Origin of the sequence: Protofrankia sp. CiP1_Cm_nod1, from assembly GCF_920888515.1 — a bacterium.
In the GTDB taxonomy this organism is placed as follows: Bacteria; Actinomycetota; Actinomycetes; order Frankiales; family Frankiaceae; genus Protofrankia.
The window spans coordinates 1-3,906 of sequence record NZ_CAKKTM010000456.1; the positions used below are offsets into that span (position 1 = coordinate 1).

Annotated in this window: 3 protein-coding genes; all 3 read left to right on the forward strand. The window is 74.8% G+C overall.

Translation table 11 applies throughout. From position 1 onward, the window contains the following. The first annotated feature begins 63 nt into the window (after positions 1-63). Positions 64-969 carry an ABC transporter ATP-binding protein gene (locus NBX02_RS21545; protein WP_250292797.1) on the forward strand — a complete coding sequence of 302 codons (906 nt, stop codon included), beginning with the start codon at positions 64-66 and terminating at the stop codon, positions 967-969. Continuing rightward, on the forward strand, positions 966-2,198 hold the full coding sequence (locus NBX02_RS21550) for an ABC transporter permease (protein ID WP_250292798.1): 1,233 nt from the start codon (positions 966-968) through the stop codon (positions 2,196-2,198). The genes NBX02_RS21545 and NBX02_RS21550 overlap by 4 nt, the downstream gene beginning before the upstream one ends. 189 nt (positions 2,199-2,387) lie before the next feature. Beyond that, on the forward strand, positions 2,388-3,906 hold a 1,519-nt coding region (locus NBX02_RS21555), incomplete at its 3' end, for a biotin/lipoyl-binding protein (RefSeq protein ID WP_250292800.1).

The following is a 3,906-nucleotide window of genomic DNA, read 5'->3' on the forward strand; positions in this document are numbered from 1 at the left end:
GGGTTCGGCGGCGGTGGCGCCGGCTTCGGCGGGGGCGTCCGCGGCGGCGGGGCGGGCTGAGCCGTGGCCGAGAGCGGAGCACTCCACGCCGGGGCGCCGGCCGGCCCGGCACCCGTCATCGAACTCGACGACGTCCGCAAGACCTACCGGACCGGCGCCATCGAGGTCGACGCGCTGCGCGGTGTCGACCTGCGCATCTCCGAGGGGGAGTACATAGCGATCATGGGCCCGTCCGGGTCGGGCAAGTCGACCCTGATGAACATTCTCGGCTGCCTCGACATACCCACCTCGGGCCACTACCGCCTTGCCGGCGAGGACGTCGCCCGGATGTCCGAGGACGATCTCGCCGAGATCCGCAACCGGCGGATCGGCTTCGTCTTCCAGCAGTTCAACCTGCTTCCCGCCCTGTCCGCGTGGCGCAACGTGGAACTGCCGCTGTGCTACGCCGGGACGGGGCGGGCGCGGCGTCGCGTCCGGGCGGTCGAGGCGCTGGAGAGGGTGGGCCTGGGGGACCGGATCGCCCACCGCCCGAACGAGCTCTCCGGCGGCCAGCAGCAGCGGGTCGCCGTCGCCCGGGCGCTGGTCACCGACCCCGCGCTCATCCTCGCCGACGAACCGACCGGCAACCTCGACAGCGCGTCCACCCAGGACGTGCTCGACCTGCTCGGCGAGCTGCACGCGTCCGGCCGCACGATCGTGCTCATCACCCACGAGCCCGAGGTCGCCGCCACCGCCAGCCGGGTGGTGCGCATCCGGGACGGCGGCATCCAGGACGACACCAGCCTGGATCATCCAGGCGGTGACGCCGACCAGCCCGGGGACGTCGGATTCGGGGCCAGCGCCGGATTCGGAGCCGTTGCCCGACCAGGCCCCGGCTCCGGCTCCGGTGACGGCCCCGGCTCCGAGCGCGGGCCCGGGAGGACAGCCCACGGCGATGCGGCCCGGCTCACCTGGGAGATCCGCCCGTGAGCTGGATGGAGACAATACGCATTGGCTTCGATGCGGTACGTACACACCGGTCCCGTTCAGCCCTGACCGTCCTCGGGATTCTCATCGGCATCGCCGCGGTCATCCTCACGGTGGGTCTCGGCCAGGGCGCCCAGAACCAGGTCCGTGACCAGATCGACTCCCTGGGCCGCAACCTGCTCGTGGTCACCCCGGGCAGCGCCACCAGCAGCGACGGCATCCGCGGCGGCTTCGGCTCGGCCTCGACCCTGACCATGCACGACGCCGAGGCACTGGCCTCGAAGGACGTCGCCCCGGACATCGCCGCGGTCGCGCCGGCCAGCCAGCGCAGCCTGCCGCTGACGGCCGGCACGTCGAACTGGACCACCACGGTCGTCGGGACGACCCCTGACTGGCTGTCAGTCCGGGCCCGCAAGATCGCCTCCGGCCGTTTCCTGACCAGCCAGGACGTCGCCGCCCAGGCCGCGGTCGTCGTGCTCGCCGCCAGCAGCGCCGAACAGCTGTTCGGCGGCCGCGACCCCGTCGGCGCGACCGTGGCGGTCGCCGGGGTCCCCACACAGGTGGTCGGGACGCTCACGGCGGCCGGCTCGTCCGCCACGGCCAACGAGGACGACCAGGCGATCATGCCGATCAGCACCGCGGCGAACCGGGTGTTCGGCGGCGCGGCCCGCGCCTCCGTGCAGAGCATCTACCTGGAGGCGTCGTCGGCCCGGACGTTGTCCGCCGCCCACCAGGAGGCCACCAGCACGCTGCTGGCGCTGCACCGTGTCAGCACACCCGCCGCCGCCGACTTCACCATCGCCAGCCAGCGGTCCATCCTGGCCGCCGCCACCTCGGTGGACCGGACGCTGACCGTGCTGCTCGGCGGCATCGCCGCGATCTCGCTGCTGGTCGGCGGCATCGGCGTGATGAACATCATGCTGGTTTCCGTCACCGAACGCGTCCGAGAGATCGGCCTGCGCAAAGCGCTGGGCGCGCCACCCCGGGTGATCAGACGCCAGTTCCTGGTGGAGGCGTCCGTCCTCGGCCTGGCCGGCGGGCTCGCCGGTGCCGCCCTCGGGCTGCTGGGGGACGCGGTGCTCCCCCACCTGATCTCCCAGCGGATCGACGTCTCGCTCCCCGCGACCGTCGGCGCGATCGTCGTCGCGATGGGGATCGGGGTTGGGTTCGGCGTCTACCCGGCCAGCAGGGCGGCCAGGCTGGCCCCCATCGACGCGCTGCGCAGCGAATGACGACCCGCCACCGCCCGGCCCTGTCCCGCCTCCGGGGCCACGATCAGGAAAACGAGCCCACCGTGCCCGAACCAACCCTCCCCGGCCCGCACCGGCCCAGCCCGCACCTACCCGGCCCGCACCGGCCCGAAGCGACAGGGCCGGTATCGATCCCCGCCCAGGAGCCCGCCCGCGCCGGAGAGAGCGCCAATGGCTGACCGGACCGCACGCGCCCGGCGGCAGCGGCTGCGCCGCCGGGCAACGGTGGTCGCCGTCATCGTCGTCGCCGGCGGGGCCGGCGGCGGGGTTCTCGCCGCCACGGCCGCCTCGGGCGGGCCGTCCTACCGGACCGCCACGGTCACCCACCGCAACGTCGAGGCGACGTTGAACTCCACCGGCACCGTGACGGCCGTCAGCCAGGCAGCGGTGAGCTTCCCCGTCAGTGGACGGGTGACCAGGGTCGCCGTGACGGCGGGTCAGCATGTCACGACGGGTGACGTGCTGGCCGAGCTCGACACGACCGCCCTGGCTGCGGCGGTCGACAACGCCCGGTCCGCGCTCGCCTCGGCGCAGGCGAGGCTCGCCGCCGACCAGGCCAGCCAGACCGCAGGCGCCGCGGCATCGGCATCGGCACCGGCACCGGCATCCGCCGCGGCACCGGCATCGGTATCGGCCGGGGCCGGCGGGGTCAGCACGGCGCTGTTCGTCACCTCGCGCCGGGCCGGCGCCCAGGATGTGCGCCAGGTGCGGGATGCGGGCCGGGTAACGGCGAGCGGGGGCACGGCCGGCACACCACCGGCCGGGGCCGCCGACGGCACGGGTGCGACCGGGACAGCGGGTCCGGCCGAGGATCTCGTCAGGCAGTATCAGCAGCGGCTGCTGGCCGACCAGCATGCCGCCGACACGATGCTGTCCCAGATCAAGGCCGATGTCGCCCACGAACAGTCGGTGTGCCAGTCGTTCCTGGACGGCCTGCACCAGAGCGGAGATCACCAGCGTGGGGGTGGTGCTCCGGGGGCGTCGGCATCCGCTGCCGTGCCCGGCGGCGGGGGCCCGGGCGCGGGCACCGCGACCTCCGCATCCCTGCACTCGTCCACCGCGACGGCCACGGCACCGGCGGCGGCCACGACACCAGCGGCCGCGACACCAGCGGCCAGCGGCCCGGCGCTCGACGGCACGGACTGCGCGGCGCTGCTCCAGCAGGTCCTCGCCGAGCAGGAGGCGCTCAACGAGCGTCTGCGCGCGGTCGCGGCGGACATAGCGGCCCTCGACGCCGCGGTCACGCAACTGCTGGCCCAGGTCCCGGGAGGGCAGCAGCATCCTGGGCCGTCCTCCGGGCGGCAGCCGGACGCGAGCCCAGGCAGCGGAGCAGGCTCGGGCACCGGGGCAGGCCCAAGCCCGGGAACGGGAGCGAGCCCGGGCTTGGGAGCGGTTCCAGGCACCGGGGCGAACCCGGATGCGGGCGCGGGCCGACCGTCGTCCGGGCCGACCGGAGCCGGGACGGAGACCGGCGGCACAAACGGGAGCACCACGAACGGGAGCACAGGGACGGCTACCGGCGGCGATCGGAACACGCCTGGCGGCACGGCAGCCGGGGGCGCCGTGCCTGGCGGTACGGCTGGGGGCGACACGACAGGCCGGTCCGCTGCGAGCGGCTCGGGCACCGGCGGCGCGGGCGGCTCGCGTGCGGGTGGCGCGGGCGGCTCGCGTGCGAGTGGCGCGGGTAGCG